The sequence below is a fragment of the Acinetobacter sp. MYb10 genome (assembly GCF_002980175.2).
Classification (GTDB): Bacteria; Pseudomonadota; Gammaproteobacteria; order Pseudomonadales; family Moraxellaceae; genus Acinetobacter; species Acinetobacter guillouiae.
In genome coordinates this window covers 4,606,294-4,622,821 of sequence record NZ_CP058272.1, presented here as the reverse complement: position 1 = coordinate 4,622,821, position 16,528 = coordinate 4,606,294, and the positions used below count along the sequence as shown (strand labels likewise).

The 16,528-nt window shown below is 37.0% G+C and carries 14 protein-coding genes; 4 read left to right on the top strand and 10 right to left on the bottom strand.

What is annotated here, in order from left to right:
* Nucleotides 1-155: 155 nt before the first annotated feature.
* A complete protein-coding gene (gene cysS, locus CQZ96_RS21470) occupies nt 156-1,577 on the top strand; it encodes a cysteine--tRNA ligase (RefSeq protein ID WP_105714146.1) in 1,422 nt (473 codons plus the stop codon).
* A 650-nt stretch (nt 1,578-2,227) separates the two neighbouring features.
* Nucleotides 2,228-2,848 (top strand): TetR/AcrR family transcriptional regulator, encoded by a 621-nt coding sequence (locus CQZ96_RS21465; RefSeq protein WP_004822589.1) that lies wholly within the window; start codon nt 2,228-2,230, stop codon nt 2,846-2,848.
* A 46-nt stretch (nt 2,849-2,894) separates the two neighbouring features.
* On the opposite strand, the gene CQZ96_RS21460 is transcribed toward CQZ96_RS21465, so the two are convergent.
* From CQZ96_RS21460 to CQZ96_RS21430, 7 genes are all read right to left on the bottom strand, one after another.
* Nucleotides 2,895-3,845: a LysR family transcriptional regulator gene (locus tag CQZ96_RS21460; RefSeq protein WP_105714145.1), complete on the bottom strand. Its 951-nt coding sequence runs from the start codon at nt 3,843-3,845 to the stop codon at nt 2,895-2,897.
* A gap of 145 nt (nt 3,846-3,990) precedes the next feature.
* Entirely contained in the window at nt 3,991-4,818 is an 828-nt protein-coding gene (locus tag CQZ96_RS21455; RefSeq protein WP_105714144.1) for an SDR family oxidoreductase, read from the bottom strand.
* Between the two features lie 182 nt (nt 4,819-5,000).
* Nucleotides 5,001-6,257, bottom strand: coding sequence for an acyl-CoA dehydrogenase family protein (locus CQZ96_RS21450; RefSeq protein ID WP_105714143.1), 1,257 nt, complete (start codon nt 6,255-6,257; stop codon nt 5,001-5,003).
* A 32-nt stretch (nt 6,258-6,289) separates the two neighbouring features.
* Nucleotides 6,290-7,540, bottom strand: a complete 1,251-nt coding sequence (locus CQZ96_RS21445; RefSeq protein WP_105714142.1) for an SfnB family sulfur acquisition oxidoreductase — start codon at nt 7,538-7,540, stop codon at nt 6,290-6,292.
* Between the two features lie 231 nt (nt 7,541-7,771).
* A complete protein-coding gene (locus tag CQZ96_RS21440; protein WP_105714141.1) occupies nt 7,772-9,163 on the bottom strand; it encodes an LLM class flavin-dependent oxidoreductase in 1,392 nt (463 codons plus the stop codon).
* Nucleotides 9,164-9,461: 298 nt separating this feature from the next.
* Nucleotides 9,462-10,370: a DMT family transporter gene (locus tag CQZ96_RS21435; RefSeq protein ID WP_056512063.1), complete on the bottom strand. Its 909-nt coding sequence runs from the start codon at nt 10,368-10,370 to the stop codon at nt 9,462-9,464.
* 190 nt (nt 10,371-10,560) lie between these two features.
* Complete coding sequence (locus CQZ96_RS21430; RefSeq protein ID WP_171066881.1) at nt 10,561-11,061, bottom strand: YaiI/YqxD family protein; 501 nt, start codon at nt 11,059-11,061, stop codon at nt 10,561-10,563.
* Nucleotides 11,062-11,306: 245 nt separating this feature from the next.
* Here CQZ96_RS21430 and CQZ96_RS21425 point away from each other — a divergent pair, with 245 nt between their 5' ends.
* Nucleotides 11,307-12,236 carry a hypothetical protein gene (locus CQZ96_RS21425; protein WP_004724362.1) on the top strand — a complete coding sequence of 310 codons (930 nt, stop codon included), beginning with the start codon at nt 11,307-11,309 and terminating at the stop codon, nt 12,234-12,236.
* An 869-nt stretch (nt 12,237-13,105) separates the two neighbouring features.
* On the opposite strand, the gene serC is transcribed toward CQZ96_RS21425, so the two are convergent.
* Nucleotides 13,106-14,185 (bottom strand): 3-phosphoserine/phosphohydroxythreonine transaminase, encoded by a 1,080-nt coding sequence (serC, locus tag CQZ96_RS21420; RefSeq protein WP_105714140.1) that lies wholly within the window; start codon nt 14,183-14,185, stop codon nt 13,106-13,108.
* 350 nt (nt 14,186-14,535) lie between these two features.
* Between serC and CQZ96_RS21415 the strand changes: the two genes are divergently transcribed.
* A complete protein-coding gene (locus tag CQZ96_RS21415) occupies nt 14,536-15,348 on the top strand; it encodes an AraC family transcriptional regulator (RefSeq protein ID WP_105714139.1) in 813 nt (270 codons plus the stop codon).
* Between the two features lie 39 nt (nt 15,349-15,387).
* On the opposite strand, the gene CQZ96_RS21410 is transcribed toward CQZ96_RS21415, so the two are convergent.
* Nucleotides 15,388-15,984 (bottom strand): LysE family translocator, encoded by a 597-nt coding sequence (locus CQZ96_RS21410; protein ID WP_105714138.1) that lies wholly within the window; start codon nt 15,982-15,984, stop codon nt 15,388-15,390.
* Between the two features lie 85 nt (nt 15,985-16,069).
* Entirely contained in the window at nt 16,070-16,480 is a 411-nt protein-coding gene (locus CQZ96_RS21405; RefSeq protein WP_105714137.1) for an SRPBCC domain-containing protein, read from the bottom strand.
* Nucleotides 16,481-16,528: the final 48 nt, after the last annotated feature.

Sequence of the window (16,528 nt, the reverse complement as noted above, 5' to 3'; positions counted from 1 at the left end):
TGGAATATTTTTGCTATTTTAGCATAGCAATACAATAGGCTGCTTTCCTAAATGTATAAATTTCATTTTCTTAGAAAAATAACGTATAAAACTTTATGAAATATGGAGCTTAGGTTAAGATTAATCATCATTTTATTGAAGCCTTTAGAAAACCTATGCAACCATTTGTTCTTTACAACTCTGAGCAACGAAAAAAAGTTGAATTTGTTCCCCGTAAAGAAGGACATATCGACATGTATGTGTGCGGTATGACAGTTTATGATTACTGTCATATAGGCCATGCTCGGGTGATGGTTGCTTTTGACTACATTATTCGTTTTTTACGTAGCCAAGGTTGGAATGTTAAATACGTTCGTAACATCACAGATATCGATGACAAAATTATTGCGCGTGCCAATGAAAATAGCGAAAGCATTACAGCTTTGACCGATCGTTTTATCAAGGCGATGAATGACGATGCCGAAAACCTAGGATGCTTAGCACCTGATGAGGCACCACGCGCAACAGATTACATCGATCAAATGCAGAATATGATTGGTAACCTTGTCAATAAAGGCACGGCTTACCCTTCTGCAAATGGCGATGTCTATTTTGAAGTTGAAAAATTTAAGAACTATGGCCGACTTTCAGGACGTAAACTTGACGATATGCAAGCTGGCGCTTCTGAACGTGTTGATGTTGAAGTTGAGAAGAAACATCCATTTGATTTTGTGCTATGGAAACATGCTAAAGAAAATGAGCCATCATGGGCTTCACCTTGGGGCAATGGCCGTCCAGGTTGGCATATTGAATGCTCAGCAATGTCAACTTGCTGCTTAGGCAATCATTTCGATATTCATGGTGGCGGTTCAGATCTTTTATTCCCACATCATGAAAATGAAATTGCGCAATCAGAAGCAGCAACAGATGAACAATATGTAAACTACTGGATGCATGTTGGCTTTATCAATGTCGATGGTGAAAAAATGTCTAAATCTTTAGGCAACTTCTTTACCATTCGTGATGTGATGGAGAAATTTCATCCTGAAGTGATTCGTTATTTTATTGTGTCATCACACTATCGTAGCCCTATAAACTTCTCGGACTTTGCACTAAAAGAAGCAAAAACTACGCTTTCTCGTTTTTATCATGCATTTAAAGCATATCAACAAGTCTATGGCGATAAAACCACAGATCTGTTAGATGAAACGCTCGTCGAGCGCTTTAATTCAGCAATGCGTGATGACTTCAATACATCTGAAGCAATTGCAGTTTTATTCGAAATTATTAAAGAATTGAATCGTGCGGTTAAAGAAGAGAATGCAGCGCAATCTACGCTTTATTATTCTACTTTACGCCACTTGACCAATATTCTTGGCTTGGTTCAATACAATGTAGATGAGTTTTTAAAATCAGACATTGGTCAAGAAGCACTTGGTTTATCCGAAGCTGATATTGAAGATTTCATTCAACAACGTGTTGATGCCAAGAAAAATAAAGACTTTGCCCGTGCAGATGAAATCCGTCAGTCTTTGCTTGCTCAAGGTGTAGTACTGGAAGATACACGTCAAGGTACCATTTGGCGCCGCGCGGATTAATTTCTAAGACCTTTATTAAAAAGAATAACCTGATCAAATGATCAGGTTTTTTTGTAAAGTCGTTGCTGACTAAAGCTGTTTTTAAACGGTACATCTCTTACAGTTTCTTTATATTCATTGTATGACCATACTTAAGTTTAGGTTTTATAAATTGTTCATTAATTTTTTTAACATCGCTAATTTGCTTATATAAAATCTAAATCAGTAGGGTCTGTTGACAATTCGTCTATGTTTGCGACGACGTGTGTTTTTTAGCCGATATGAGGCGCGAAATACGAAAATTAGTCATTCTAAATGATGAGAAACACTGTTTCGCAAGGTAACGACGTAACGGCAAAAAACACACAAGTCTCCCGCTGCGCCTTGCGCTGCAAACAAAGCAGTGCTTTGTTCTTGCTCAGGGTTGTGGCTAAAATTATCTCAGCCTACGTTATGAAACTCAAAAATAGTCTCGCTATTCTCTTCGTTTCATGCCTTGCCTGCTCAATTTCAACCTACAACGCAAGCCATTTATGAAATGTCTACAGACCCTAAATATATTGAAAAAATAAATATTTTATTGAATATGATGGACTATAGTTTTATTGAATCAGCAAAATAGCTGATATACTCTGAGTCCAGTTCTTCATCAGCGGTTTTGGATCAATAGAATGAGTTCAGTGCGCCAACAGAATTTTCTTCTTCGCAAAGAGAAAATTTTAGCAATGGCAGAAACCTTATTGCTTGATAATAATCAGGATATTACGTTAAGTGAGCTTGCTGCTGAACTTGATATCGCAAAAGGAACGATCTATAAACATTTTAAAAGTAAAAACCAACTGTATCTTGAACTGATTATTTTGAATGAAAAACGACTTTTAGATATTTCTAAAGCCTATCATCACGATATTAAAATCTATGTATCTGAATACATGTTATATAACATGTTAAATTCGAATCGAACAATTTTACTGCATGTGATTGAAGAGCGTCTAACCAATAACGAACGTAAACTCAAAGACTTATTCGAAGAACTTTATAGCATACGTGAGCAACGTATTTTAGAAATTAAAGATCTTTTCGGAGCACATCTCAAAGCCTTAAACAGTAGTATGTCAATCCGTGATTACTTGTCTTATATCTGGACAGTAACTTATGGCGCATCATTATTGTTAAATTCTACGCACTATCAAAAGTCTATTGGCTCTCGTGAACGCTTAATCAAACTCTATGTCAATCAAGCATTGATGACACCTGATAAGCTAACCGATTCAGAGCATCAAGCGAATTAATGTTAAAAGAATAACTGTTCTTAAGCTGTTAAGTTTTAAAAGTCCTCTAAACTTCAGGCTGATCGGCATGACCCAATAACTGACTGGGTAAAGGCATTGAGTTCACCTGACTAAAAATCTCATAACACATATGTCTTAACCACTGATGGCTAGTTTTATGGTGACATGACATATGCCAATACTGCTTAATCGAATAAGTCGGAAACGAAATTGGTGCTGGAAAAATTTGTAAGTTTCCTCGTGACAACAAGACCTCACTCAAATAATAAGGAACGGTTGCAATCGAGTCAGTATCTTGCACCACCAATCCAACACCAAGATAACTCGGGATACGCATCAATACATCACGTTTTAAATCCAAATTTAACAACTCATTGGCGATGTGATAATGCCCCACACCCGCATCAATATCGATGTGTGATTCACTCAAGTACTGCTCAACGGTCATGCTTTGTTGAGTTAATCGTGGATGGTCTTTAGATGCAATCACCACATAAAATTGTTCGAATAATTTTTGTTGATAGAAACCATTTTCTAATTGCGGTAAAAAACCAATCGCCAAATCAATTTCACCATTTGCCATCTGATAACTGGTTTCAGAGGTGATGGCGCGAACATTTAATTTGACATGCGGTGCATGTGCTTTGAGATATTGAGATATTTTAGGCAATAAAACTAAGTGAGAAACATCCGTCATCGCAACTGTAAATTGTTGCTGTGATGCTGTTTCATCAAAATCCACACTAAAATTATTAATAATTTCAACTTTACTCAGTGCTTCACTGATCAAAGGATAAAGTTGTTTAGATAATTCTGTAGGCACCATTTCATTACCAATCCGTAAAAACAACGGATCGTTATAATGAACACGAATTTTGTTCAGAATATTGCTTACTGTAGGTTGGCTCATCGCTAAATGATCTGCGGCAACAGAAACACTTTTAAACTTGTAGATATAGTAAAAAATACTGAGCAACTTACAATCTAACTCATACACGAAATTACATCTCACTCATTTTTAGATTCAATATTATATATTCTGCTTTTTTATAAAAATTTCCAATGTTTTAATGTACCGATTTTAAACAATCAAACTAGGATTTTAAAATCGGTACGGATTATTGGCGCGATCCGCTCAGCAATTATTCTTTAACAAACAAATCAACCATCAACTCATCCTCTGAATCAGCATAGCGATATTCAGAAAAATCTGTAATACCCGACTCTCGTAGAATTTCTTCATCAATCAACAACCGTCCTGTTAAAGCACGTTTCTCACTGTTTAAAATACGATAAGCGGCGTCTGCCATAATGTTCGGTTTACGAGCTCTGCTAAATAATTGCTTACCGCCTAAAGAAAACTCAATTGCAGCTGTAGCAATAATCGTTCTCGGCCATAGTGAGTTTACACTCACTCCATAACTGGCAAACTCTTGATTCATCCCTAAAGTCAGCATACTCATGCCATATTTAGTAATGGTATAAGGTGCATAGCTGGCAAACCATTTTTCATCCAAGTTTAACGGCGGTGAAAGATTTAAAATATGTGGATTGTCACTGTTTTTTAAGTACGGTAACGCAGCTTGACTACATACCATCACAGCACGTGTATTAATCTGATACATTAAATCGAAACGGTTTGGATCAAGCGTCTCTACCCCAGACAGTTTAATCGCACCAGCATTGTTAATTAAAATATCAATTCCACCGAAATGCTCTGCTGCTTGTTTCATGGCAAGCGCAACCGCATCTTGATCACGCACATCCAGTTGAAGTGCTAAAGCTTGACCACCTGCCGCCTCAACTTCTTGAGCAACAGTATAAATCGAGCCTCCTAATTTAGGATGCTCTTGTGTAGATTTTGCAGCAATCACAATGTTCGCACCATCTTGTGCAGCTTTTAGTGCAATCTCTCGCCCTATTCCTCGGCTTGCACCAGTAATAAAAAGTGTTTTTCCTTTAAGCGACATGATTTCCTCGTTGTATTTGTTTTTTGCTGTACTAATCTACTTAACTTTGTTTTCTCCTCATAGTACCAAATCTGCCATTTTGTATACTCATGAGTACAATAATTATTTTTCTTTATAGTCTTTATAAAAATCAAAAGCTTGCATAAGCAAGCCTTGAACTAAAGGTGGTTAAAATTTAAATTTTATGCAGCGCCAACTTTTGGACTTGTTCCAATTTGCCAAACAAAAGGCAATGGTTCACGATTGACTTCCCAATCACCAATCACTTTTTCCTTATATACGACTGGATTATGTGAAGATACGACCCGCGCATTGCGCCAGAAGCGATCAAGTTGTTTTGTGGTGGTACTTGCAGATGCGCCAAGCGCATTAAACAACTTACTGGTTAACTCCAAGACTAAATCAGAAATAACCACCTGCCCTTGTGCCGCTTCTAATTCAGCATCATTATTTGCTTGAATATTTTTTACTTCGGATTCACTAAAATGACTGATATATGCACGCTGCAAAGCTTCTGCTGTTTGAGTGGTAATACTTTCACTTGCATAGGCTTGTGCGGAAGCTTTACCAATCACTTGTAAAATCTGCGGATCATTACGTACTAAATCAGCATTGCCATGACTAAAAATACGATCACGCTTTTGTACTTCATGAATAAATGTTGCAACTGCTGACTGTGCAATACCCGATAAGGTCGCTAAATGAATCACTTGGTAGAATGCAGTTTGATATTTAAAACGTTGCTCAAAAGGCAAAATATGGTCTGCTTCGACTGCAACATTGCTTAATGTTAAAGTGCCACTCCCCGTAGTTTTTTGACCGAAACCATCCCAATCATCCTGTACTTCAACCCCAGAAGCATGTCGAGAAATCGCAGCAATAACATGCTGATCAGTACGTTCATCATAGGCAAACAAATCAACCCAATCCGCAAAGATTGTACCTGTTGAATAGTACTTCTTCCCATTGACCAGCAATTGATTATTATTTTGAGTTACACGGGTAATCACATCACCAATTTTTACATGACCGATTTCAGTCCATGCATTCCCCACCAAATCACCTTGAACAAAGCGTTTAAACCATAATTCTTGATTCTTAAACTTATGTGCATTTAATCGATCTTCAACAAAAGCGAAATGCCCCCGCAATGCTTGCACAATATTTGAATCGGCCTTTGCAAGTTCAGTGAGCAATTGAAATAACTGAGGTAAAGACACCCCATCTCCACCAAACTTGACTGGCACACGTAATGCACCAAAACCTGCATGTTTTAACCAGTCTATTTGCTCATACGGCAATATACGCTGTTGCTCGCGCTCAACGACACCTTGTGAAATCTTTTCAAAAATTGCACGATACTTTGACGCAACCTTCTCATAGTCTGCTGAGATTGATAAATCCTCAATAAAACGGTTTTGAATATCTAAGTTACCCATTTTTTCTCTCCATCTGTTGGTTATTTTTATTCTTAACTCCACGCATGGCGTGGTAAGTGAATGTTATTGAGATAATAATTACCGACTAAATTAAATTTCCAACGTACAGGATCATGCAAAGTATGAGTACGTGCATTACGCCAATGGCGATCTAAATTTAATTCAGACAATGTTGAACGAGTACCTGATAATTCAAATAATCTATTTGAAGCTAGGATGGCAATTTCAGTTGTTAATACCTTGGCTTCTGCGACCAGTAATGCCGCCTGATTAGCATTCTCTTCAGATGGATTGGCAATTGCTTGATCAATTGCATCACCAGCCAAGTCTAAAACAGCTTCGGCTGCACGTAATTTGATTTTTAACTCCCCAATACTTGCAATGGTATACGGATCATCGCTGGCTTTCTCTAAACCTGAGTCAATCCAAGGGCGTGAATGTAAGCGTACATATTGAATCGTTTCATCAATTGCACCACGAGCAATACCAGCATCTACTGCGGCTTGAATAAATTGAGAAATAGCACCTGCTGCTGTAGGTCTTTCAAAGGCTTTGTGAATCGGCACAATATATTTTTCATCGACTTGAACTTGTTTTAATAACACAGTTCCACTCGCTGTGGTTCTTTGTCCAAATCCAGACCAATCATTAACAATTTCCAGACCTGTACTGGTCCGTGGCGTTAAGGCAACCACAGGCAACCCCTCTTCATTAACTGCTACAACAGGTACCCAATGTGCCAATAAAGCCCCTGTAGCAAAGAATTTTTGACCATTAATTTCATAGCCTTGGGCTGTTTTATGTATTTTGGTTTCTAAGTCAGCAACGGTCTTGCTGCCTTTTTCTGAAAACGCATTGCCCAGACGTCGACCTTTTAAAATTTCAGCAAAGAAAAATTGTTGCTGCTCAGGACTGGCATCTAAACGGAGATGCTCAATAAAAGCCCAATGGTTTTGTGCAATTTGCCCAAGTGAAGGATCTACACTAGAAATGGTCTTCACAACTTCCGCTAAAGTACGATATTTCACTTCAGCCCCACCAAATGCCTGAGGAATATTAATTCCCCATAAACCACTTTGTGAATAGAGCTGTATCTCCTCAAGCGGCAAACGACGTTCATAATCACGTTGTGATGCTTCTTTGGCAAATTCTTTGGCCAAATTTTTCGCTACTTGAATGGCTTCCGCATCCGATTGAATAACATGTGCATCATGATTCAATTCAAAAAATTGCAAAGGAACCGCTGTCTGAGAAGAAAAGTTTTTTTGGTTTAAATCAGTCATTGTTGTTACTCTTTTAAATAAGCATGGATTTAAACTAGCATTATTTTTTTATACTATTTATACGAATAAATGCATTTATTATTCAAAACAAAATCATAAATTTATCATTAAAATTCATAACTATTAAAATCATAAAAAAGCCCACATTATGTGGGCTGGACTCTAACTAATGAGCTCAATCAATATGCAATAAATAATTATTTAAAATGCATATTTAAAATTGGATTTAGACTAACTTGCTTGTGCCAATCTATCCGTATTCTCTTTACGATATTGTGCACCTCGATGATTCTCTGGCAAATAAGCACTTTGTTGAAATAGTTTTTCTCGTAAAGTCCCCTGACGATATTCTGTTTGATAAACACCACGGCGTTGTAGCTCAGGTACAATAAAATCTACAATATCAATAAAAGTTTGATGAGCAAGAATATAGGCTAAATTAAAACCATCAACATCTGTATCTTCTACCCATTGTTGTAACTCATCTGCAACCGTTTGTGCTGAACCGACCAATACAGGACCATTTCCCCCCACACTATTCCAATGGGCAATTTCTTCAATTGTCCAAATACGCTTAGGATCTGCATTGACATAAGCATCTAACATCGATTGAATCGCATTAGTTTCAATATACTCAACTTTATCATGAGGTTGATACTGTGAAAAATCCACACCAGACCAACCAGACACCAATGTCAATGCACCATCATAGCTTCCATAAGACTGATATTCTTTAAATTTCGCCTGTGCCTTTTGATCTGTTTCATCGGTTACAATTGACAATAAGGTATAAATTTTAACAGCATAAGGATCTCGTCCTTCCTGCTTTAATTTTTCACGAATACTTTGAACAATTTTCTTGGCTGCTATTTTTGACGGTGGCGCAATAAAAATACATTCGGCATTTTGGCTTGCAAATTTTTGCCCTCGAGCTGAAGCACCAGCTTGGTATAGCACAGGTGTGCGTTGTGGTGAAGGCTCACAAATATGAATACCAGGAACTTTAAAGTACTTCCCCTCATGTGAAATAGGATGAACTTTTGTATGATCTGCAAAGATCCCAGCCTGCTTATCTCTTAAAACAGCATCGCTTTCCCAAGACCCTTCCCACAACTTATATAGCACTTCTAAATACTCATCGGCAATGTCATAGCGATCATCATGATTTAATTGCGTATTTAGTCCTAAGTTTTTAGAACCACTTTCCAAATAGGAGGTGACAATATTCCATCCCACCCGACCTTTGGTAAGATGATCTAATGTACTGATTCTTCGTGCAAAAGGATAAGGATGTTCAAAAGATATTGATGTAGTTACACCGAAACCTAAATGCCGTGTTACCGCAGCCATCGCTGGAACAATTTGCAAAGGATCATTGACCGGGACTTGTACTGCACCTGTTAATGCATGTTCTGCACTGTGGTGGTAAACATCATATATCCCGAGTACATCCGCAATAAAAATGCCATCAAACACGCCCTTTTCCAAGATTTTAGCAAGGTCAGTCCAATACTCAATATCTTTATATTCTGTCGAACGATCTGAAGGATGACGCCATAAACCAGGAGATTGGTGGGCAATACAATTCATTTCAAAGGCGTTAAAGCGGATCTGCTTCGTCATTTCTCTTCAACTCATTTTGGTTATTATTTTTATCCTATACTATTTATCTTTATTCTTTTATCTCAATATCTTCAATTATTATAATGATTGCTTTTATCTAAAATGGTGCAGTGAATATACTATTTTATAAAAAGTACTTTATTTAAAATGACTCATATTGGCCTTCATCATTCTGTAAGTATCATGATTAACTTTGTATAAAAATTAAAAACACATCTTATTTAAAAAGCATCAATCCAAACTTAGTTTGAGGTTAATCACTCGGCATAAAATCTAAAGGAAAAAGAAAAAATCGATGCTAATTTTCAATCTTTTTAGCCAGCAATTGACGTGCTTTAAAATCTTTATAAAAGTATAAAATTAGTCCAAAGATCAAAACCGCCGCACCAATAAACACACTCATTGTCGGTTTCTCATTATTGAGCATCGCACCTAAAAACATGGCAATCATCGGGGTCATCACAGTCGTCAATGACAAGGTCGTGGCTTTAATATTTTGCACCAATTTAAAATAACAAAACATCGCCAGTAATGAAGCCATCAATACGGTATAAATCAACGCCAATAATGATTTGGTTTCGGGAATATGCGTAGGCGCATACTGCCAAATAAAAGGAATAATACACATTGCTGCCAAGGTAGAGACCAAGATTGAACCTGTTGCTTGCGCCATTGGAACGACATCTGCATTCACTTTTTTTACCCAAAAGATGGAAAAAGCATAGGTAAATACACTCATCAACATCAACAAGATTCCAACAGGATGCACATGTTGACTTGCCCCGCTACTGGTACAAATAATGGCGAGGCCAACAACAGCAACTAGCATCCCAAGCCATTGAATCCCCAATAATCTTTGACCAAAAACAAAACGACCAATAAGCCCTGCCATAATTGGAGCTAACCCAAACATCAAAGCAATAATACCTGAACTTAAATAACTGGTTGCAGCATAGGTAAAAATTTGCGAACCAATCAGACTAAATGAGCCGGCTAAATAACTATGTAAAGCAATTTTATTGCACGGTAATTTAACTTTTAAAATCAGCAATAGAATTAAAGCAATCGGCAAGGCGATAAAAAACCGCAAAACCAAGGCCCACATCATATGTAAATCTGCCACACTCCATACAATTGCCAAAGGCGTACTTGCCCAAATGAAGACCAATAAAATATAGGTCGTCATTAGGTTGGATTTGGAGGGCATATAAATTCCTAAATGACTGCTGGATGTGAATTAAAATGTGCTGGGTTTAAAAAAGAATTTCTACATTAATCTTTGCAAATTCACTTAAATCTTAATCAAGCAATGTGAAGATCTATTGAAAAGCAAGGTCGAGTCATTCAAAAGGTCGAAAAAATCAGTCGCAGATGATTATTCAAAGCATGAGTTAAACTTATATCGAAGTCTTACGTTTCTGCTTGAGAATGGTTTGGTCTAGGCTACTCGAAAATTCACGTTTATCACGCTCAGAAATCGGTGGTGGCCCACCTGTTTGTACACCGGCACCACGCAAGGTATCCATAAAATCACGCAAATGTAAGCGAGCTTTGACGTTGGCTGAAGTATACACTTCTCCACGTGGATGAATTGCCACACCACCCTTTTCAATAACCTGTGCCGCTAAAGGGATATCCTGAGTAATCACAATATCATGCTCCCCCATACGATCAACAATTTCTTGGTCAGCTTGATCTGCACCCGACATTGCTTGAATTGAGTTGATCCGTACAGACGGTGTAATACCTACAGGCTGGTTTGCAACAAAAGTAACTTCCAATTGATAACGGTCTGATGCACGTAAGATCACTTCACGAAGAATTTTAGGTAAAGCATCTGCATCGACCCAAAGTTTAAATGGCAGCACACAACATCTCTGATAAAGATTTTTCAACATTTTAACAAAATGCCGCTTCGCTGTCCTATGCATATTTTTTTATTTATCGCGAAAAACTTTAACGACTTTCAGATCCAATCAAACTTTTCATCTCGCTTTTGGTGATTAAAAGTACAATTTCGCGCGTGGTTTATGGTAATTGAGCTTAATATTCTGGTTTTTCTTATGATTTTACATTTCAGGACTTGAAATCTAGCAATCACCCTCGATTTAATAGCATAAGAGAGGCATTTAAAATCGTGAAAATGAACAATCAAAACAGACCTGAAACAATTATCATAGAAGATCAGAATTTTGGTAGCCATGTCGAACATTGGAGTCTATTGACTGAAAATCCAACTTCCGAAGTGCCCAAATGGTTAGGTTTGGCTTTGGATGCACCAGTGATGCCCATGGGGCTTTGTTCAAAAGAATGCGATATGGATGTATCAACTTGGTTAATCCAAGGTCCAAGCGGTTCTTCTGTACAGCTCTGTCAAGTGATTGATGTTGAGAATAACAAACCTAAAGCTGTAAAAACGGCTTTCCCAAGTTTTGAAAGTCCCTATCAATTAAATGCTTCTATTGACCGTATTATTACCTGTAAAACCAATACTCAAGCCGTACTTAGCCTAAAAGTAGGAACAAATAGTGTAGTTTATGCATTTGACAGTTTGTACAGTGTAAACGGCCATCAATATTTGCAAGATCAACAATATAAAGTTCAACTGAATGCATGGGCCTACGAACTTGAAAAAGTTTCTGACCATGAACAAATCATTGTTGATGATCCTGCTTCAATCAAACACCATCGTGCATTAAACGATATCCTGTCACAAAATAATGGTATTGCACCTGAAAACCTTCAAGAACAAATTGATGCATGGGAAGCGAAGTCAGAAGATGATAAAGCGCCTGTTACTGTTGATTTTTCTAAAATGGTCGCATACCTCTATGGAGAAACCCTAGGGCAAGAGGATGAAGCTTGGTTTCAAGGTAAAGTAGTCGGTAAAACTCAAATGCAGTTTATGCAACAAGACTACACCCTTTATGATGTGACTTTAATTCTTGAAGAGAACCAACCCGCAATCTTAGTCCGTATCGCAACCAAGGATCCTGCTTTCAAAAATTTTGAAATTGGACAATATATTCGCGGTAATATCTGGATTCAAGCAAACATTTATTCTGCTGCTTGATTCAAAAAACACATGATCAGCATGATGGAAAACCCATCATGCTTTTTTATTACATGTTTTGTAACATTTCTATTATATCTAAATAGAACCTCACACTTTTTATCTTTTTGAATTCAAATTTACCAGTTATCCACAGTTTAAATTCAAAATTAAATAATCAGGCCTTTTTAAAACTATTTAAGTTGAAGAATATCGCCTGTTTATTTAAATAATAAATACATTCCCCTATTTGAAAAATCCCAAGAAAACGAATTCAAAAATAAATTTAAAAACAGCAGCTTAAGTATAAAAATTAAACCAATAAATATCATGATCTTGTTAAAAAATAGACTTCATTTTTATACTTAAATCATATTATTTTCCACTTAAAGACTAAAAAACAGTCAAGTTATCCACAATGTATCCACAAAATCATGATTATAAATTCATAATATTTTTATTAATCGGGAGATAATAAAAGCCACAACATATTAATAATGTAATTTAGCACTTTATTTAACCAGTCAATTATGTTAAAAATACGACGAACCAATAGGATTTAAACAATAATTTAAAAATCTAGGCTCAGTAATGAAAATTATACCTGAACAATCGACTAGTCTAATCAATCAAGTTAGTGGTTTTCACTTACGCTTGGATAAAGGAGCCTGCTGCTTTTTTGTTCTGGGTATGTTTTTAGCTGCAATGATGATCCATATATTAGGCATATTCCCAACGACTTAATGTTTTACGACATTTATCTCACATAAAAAAATCCCTCACTCTGGAGGGATTTTTTTATGTCTAGGGCTTTACCTGTTTATTCAATCAAAGGAGAAAATTAGGTCCTGATCGACCACAACAAATCATTTAAATGTTTTGAAGTGAGATTAGCCGTTACGTTGAGCAAAGTCATCCATAAAGTTGACAAGTGCTTGTACGCCTTCCAAAGGTACAGCGTTATAAATACTTGCTCGCATACCACCCACTGAACGATGACCCGCAAGATTGAGCAAATGATTTTCTTCAGCTTCTTTCAAGAATAATTTATCCAATGCTTCATCTGCCAAAGTAAACGGTACATTCATGATTGAACGGTTTGGAAGTGCGATCGGGTTATTATAAAAATCACTAGAATCAATATAACCATATAGCAATTTAGATTTTTCAAGGTTGGTTTTATACATTGCGTCTACACCGCCCTGCTCAAGTAACCATTCAAAAACCAAACCAGATAAATACCAAGCATAAGTTGCTGGCGTATTCACCATAGAATCATTCTTCGCTTGTGAACCATATTTTAACAAGCTTGGAATTTCAGGTTTTGCTTGATCCAATAAATCATCACGCACGATCACAAGGGTTAAACCTGCTGGGCCAATATTCTTTTGTGCTCCAGCATAGATCAAACCAAACTTAGATACGTCTAATGGTGCAGATAAAATACTTGATGAAAAATCAGAAACTAAAGGTTTATCTGTTTCTGGAATATTGGCAAATTGAATACCACCAATTGTTTCATTTTCAGCATAATGGACATAAGCCGCATCGTCTGACAAGTTCCATGTACTTTGCTCAGAAATTGCAAGCTTTCCATTTATGCTTGTTGCCGCTTCAACGATATTGATATCGCCATAACGTTGCGCTTCTTTAGTGGCTTTTTCTGACCAAATCCCAGTATGGATATAATCAGCTTTAGAATTTTTACCCAATAAATTGAGTGGAATTGCAGAAAACTGAAGTGATGCACCACCTTGTAAGAACAATACTTTATAGTTCTCTGGAATGTTCATCAATTTACGTAAATCTGCTTCTGCTTTTTCAGCGACAGCCACATAGTCTTTGCTACGATGGCTCATTTCCATGATGGATAAGCCTTTACCGTGCCAATCCAATAACTCAGCCTGAGCTTTTTCTAAAACGGCAGTAGGTAATGCAGCAGGACCAGCACAGAAATTGTACGCGCGCATGATTTTTCCCTTTTTAAAAGTGAAACGAATGAAATAGGCGCATTTAACCACAAATCGACCTTTCATGCAGTAGCTTTGTCAATCAATATTTCAATATGTTTAGAGATTTAGAGTTGATAATTCAATTAACTATCGATATTGAGAGAAGCAAAATATTATAGCTAGACTGCTCATTGATATTTTTAAACACAACGCTAAAACAATACTTGTTATCGACCTGCTTTTCTAGCTAACCGCACAAGACTAGTACATTCGTTACGCATAACCATATACCAATAGAAAACTCAATTTATCAGCTGAACTCAGTTATAATTTATCCAGCTTAAACTTTATTCATTGGTAGATGTTCAATGCCAACATCAAATCATCAGGATTGGATTCGCACAGCATCGGAAACAGATCGATTTGAACGTATCGAAGCATTTTTTAATGATCATGCCTATGAACCGCATCGGCATGATACCTATGCCATTGGTCGTACACTTTCAGGCGTTCAAAGTTTTCATTATCAAGGTGTCATGCAACATAGCCAGCAAGGTATGACCATGGTGCTGCATCCTGATGAAAAACATGATGGTGAATCAGGTACACAAGACGGTTTCCGCTATCGTATGGTGTATATAGAACCTGCAAAAATTCAATCTATTTTAAATGGTAAACCACTACCTTTTATCGAACACGGGATCAGCACAGATCCTCGATTATTTAAAGCCACTAATACTTTTCTACAAAGCATCGAAAATCATATGGAAGTATTGGAAGAAGAAGATGCGCTGTATGATCTAGCCATGGCTTTAAATGAAATTTCTGTTCAACCATTATCACAACGGCTGAGTTTTGATTATCGTGCAGCAGAACAAGCTCGAGAATTTATTCATGCTGTATCTGAACGAAATATCAGCTTAGATGATTTAGAAAAAAATATTGGACGCGACCGTTGGAGTTTATCGCGCGACTTCCGCTTATTGTTTGGAACCAGCCCACATCGTTATTTAACCATGCGTAGGCTGGAAAAAGTTAAAATCAATTTAATCAAAGGGGCTTCTTTGGTTGCGGCTGCAACAGATGCAGGGTTTTATGATCAAAGCCATATGATCCGACATTTTAAACAAGCGTTTGGGCTCAGCCCTGCGCATTGGAAAAAGATCAATCATTTGCCTTAGGCGTAAATACACACAGATTCAGTTCAAGCTAGTGATTAATCACAGCAAATTCATTCCTACAATAAAATCGCGTAGCATTCCAAGTCCTGTAACAATCAGCATGATTGCCATAATTTTATTTAAATAATTAAACCATTTAGGATCAGAAATTTTATCCCCTAAAAACTTGCCCGCCAAAGCATATACAAATGGCGCTCCAGCAGCACCCATTGAAATGATCAAAGATACAATAAAAATCATTACGCCTGTAATTTTAGCCGCAGGATACATAATTGTCGTGACGGGTAAAATCACCAGAATCCCTTTAGGATTAAACAATTGAATTAAGAAACCATTTAAGAAGCTCAGTTGATGTTCGGCTTTTTCAGTACTTTCTAAATAGGCTGTCAACATTTTAACAGCCATATAAAAGGTATACACCGCCCCGACCAAAGAAATATAGTGTAGCCAGTGGTGAGGAATAACAGCCTCACCAACATAGCCCAAAGTCAGAAATAGAAATAACATTGCACAACCCACCCCAATGAAAAAACCGATGGATTGTTTAAGCTGCCCAAGCAGTCCTGAATTCAATCCAATGAAATTTACAGGACCGGGGCTATACATCACACTCAAGGTATAAAGAAAGATTTCCACAACAACACTCAACTTTGATCTAAACGAATTTCAGAAGATCAAAGTAAGTCTGTGGAAATATTTTGTATTATACGTTTGTGCAGAACTAAACTTTATTTTCTACATAGCGTGCAAAATTATCTAAAATTGCTTGCCAACCTGCTTGCTGTTGCTCAATCGGATATATCGTTTCAGGATCAAAACTAATCCTCACCACAACAGCATCATTTTTTTGTTCAAAGTGAACTTCAGCATTTCGCTCGCCAAAAGAATAGGCAATTTTTTTATGGGGAATAATTTCAGTATATGTACCCGAAAAATCAAAGCCCATACTGCCATCTTTGGCTTCCATACGATTTGAGAATTGTCCACCTACACGTAAATCATTTTTAGAATTGACCGTGTGCCAATCCGCTGAAGCGGTATTCCATTGCTGTATATCCTCTGGATTATTATAAATGTCCCAAACCAATTCGATTGGTGCTGTGACCACGGACTCAACGGTAATTCTTGCCATTTTTATTCTCCATAGATCTATTTTGAGATTCAATTTATTGATTGAATT

Coding starts and splice junctions, on each gene's coding strand:
- cysS (WP_105714146.1), top strand. CDS start 156: ATGCAACCATTTGTTCTTTACAACTCTGAGCAACGAAAAAAAGTTGAA.
- CQZ96_RS21465 (WP_004822589.1), top strand. CDS start 2,228: ATGAGTTCAGTGCGCCAACAGAATTTTCTTCTTCGCAAAGAGAAAATT.
- CQZ96_RS21455 (WP_105714144.1), bottom strand. CDS start 4,818: ATGTCGCTTAAAGGAAAAACACTTTTTATTACTGGTGCAAGCCGAGGA.
- CQZ96_RS21450 (WP_105714143.1), bottom strand. CDS start 6,257: ATGGGTAACTTAGATATTCAAAACCGTTTTATTGAGGATTTATCAATC.
- CQZ96_RS21445 (WP_105714142.1), bottom strand. CDS start 7,540: ATGACTGATTTAAACCAAAAAAACTTTTCTTCTCAGACAGCGGTTCCT.
- CQZ96_RS21440 (WP_105714141.1), bottom strand. CDS start 9,163: ATGACGAAGCAGATCCGCTTTAACGCCTTTGAAATGAATTGTATTGCC.
- CQZ96_RS21435 (WP_056512063.1), bottom strand. CDS start 10,370: ATGCCCTCCAAATCCAACCTAATGACGACCTATATTTTATTGGTCTTC.
- CQZ96_RS21430 (WP_171066881.1), bottom strand. CDS start 11,061: ATGTTGAAAAATCTTTATCAGAGATGTTGTGTGCTGCCATTTAAACTT.
- CQZ96_RS21425 (WP_004724362.1), top strand. CDS start 11,307: ATGAACAATCAAAACAGACCTGAAACAATTATCATAGAAGATCAGAAT.
- serC (WP_105714140.1), bottom strand. CDS start 14,185: ATGCGCGCGTACAATTTCTGTGCTGGTCCTGCTGCATTACCTACTGCC.
- CQZ96_RS21415 (WP_105714139.1), top strand. CDS start 14,536: ATGCCAACATCAAATCATCAGGATTGGATTCGCACAGCATCGGAAACA.
- CQZ96_RS21405 (WP_105714137.1), bottom strand. CDS start 16,480: ATGGCAAGAATTACCGTTGAGTCCGTGGTCACAGCACCAATCGAATTG.